The following is a 1308-nucleotide window of genomic DNA, read 5'->3' on the forward strand; positions in this document are numbered from 1 at the left end:
CCAGCTTGTGTGCAGTAGCAGTTATTGCTTTGGGTGCGCCCAAGCGAGAACGTAAGCGGCGATAAAATGCACCTCTTCAGAGCGGCTGTGAGTCAGAGAAAAAGCCGCCATGCGAAAAGCATTTGCAGCACGATTGACAACAGTACGAGTTTGAGAGCTTTTGACCTTACCGCCGGTCACTTTTTGACCAGGACATAAACCCAACCAAGAGGTGAAGTGTTTAACGCTGGGAAAACGTTTCGGGTTTAATCCCACCTCAGATAAAATGGTCTGAACAGTTAAAGCATCAAGACCATCAATCAGTGTAAAATCTACTCCTGCCATCCGATAAAGATATTTATGCAAATCAAAATCAGGGTGATTTGCAGTCGGTTTTTTTCTGCGTTTTCTTCCTGTTGTTGGCGGTTCATCTAAAGTTTTAGGTTCAAAAGATGCTAAACATTTTTCAATTTCAGCGTCAACAGCAATAATCTGTTGTTGATAAATCTCATACAGTGTTAATTCTTGCTGGAGGACAAATAAATAGGGACTGTTTTAACGTGATGAGCATTGACTAATTTGACCTCAAAACCCTTGGCTTCTAATATCTGAAACACTGGAATCCAATAAACTCCTGTGGCTTCCATTGCCACGGTATTTATTCGGCATTCCTTTAACCAATCGGCCATTGCAATTAAATCAGGGGTAAAACACCCAAATCGGCGAACATTTTTATCTGCCCTATCAGTGGGGACACAAACCCAATGTTCTCCACTACCAAGGTCTATTCCGGCTGCGTTCTGGTTAATTTCTTCTAAAGTGGATGAAGGTTTTACCACAGGTACAGGCTGGTTCTTCTCTTTATTTGCTGGCAATTTCATTGCTGCAACCCTGTTCTAGTTATTATGGATAGTCCTGACGAAAGGGATGTACTCATAGATAATCTTTCAAACGGGATAGGAAACGCAAGTCCTTCACCAATGTCATAGCCATAATGCCCCAGAACCATGCTCCTAATCAGGCTCAACACACTATTGTGGGTTCGGTTTTAACTGTCAGGATAATTCTAATGTACCCGTTCATTAGTCGCCTCAAAATAGTTTCTTTCATTCATAGCGGGTGGCAGTGCCGCCTGTGCAGTTGCTCCTAAGAAATCGCAAGCTTTCTTTACATCCATAAGGGGCGATCGCCACTAAACAGCTTCTGTCACTCTCCGGGAGCGCGATCGCTAGAAGCCTGATGAGGCAATCAATACAAGCTATACTATAGGAATCATAAGCTAATCGGCATTTAAGCTGCATAATATAAATGCAGAGTCGGTTGAAAATA

The 1308-nt window shown here is 42.7% G+C and carries 3 protein-coding genes; all 3 read right to left on the reverse strand.

Annotated elements, in window-relative coordinates; all coding sequences use genetic code 11:
* Positions 1-21: 21 nt before the first annotated feature.
* On the reverse strand, positions 22-345 hold the full coding sequence (locus tag VB740_RS36660; protein ID WP_323204705.1) for a transposase: 324 nt from the start codon (positions 343-345) through the stop codon (positions 22-24).
* Between the two features lie 152 nt (positions 346-497).
* Complete coding sequence (locus tag VB740_RS36665) at positions 498-860, reverse strand: IS110 family transposase (RefSeq protein WP_416291357.1); 363 nt, start codon at positions 858-860, stop codon at positions 498-500.
* Positions 861-1085: 225 nt separating this feature from the next.
* Positions 1086-1308: hypothetical protein (locus VB740_RS36670; RefSeq protein ID WP_323204706.1), on the reverse strand; the 223-nt coding region annotated here is incomplete at its 5' end.

The sequence above is a fragment of the Nostoc sp. UHCC 0251 genome (assembly GCF_034932245.1).
Taxonomy (GTDB): Bacteria; Cyanobacteriota; Cyanobacteriia; order Cyanobacteriales; family Nostocaceae; genus Nostoc.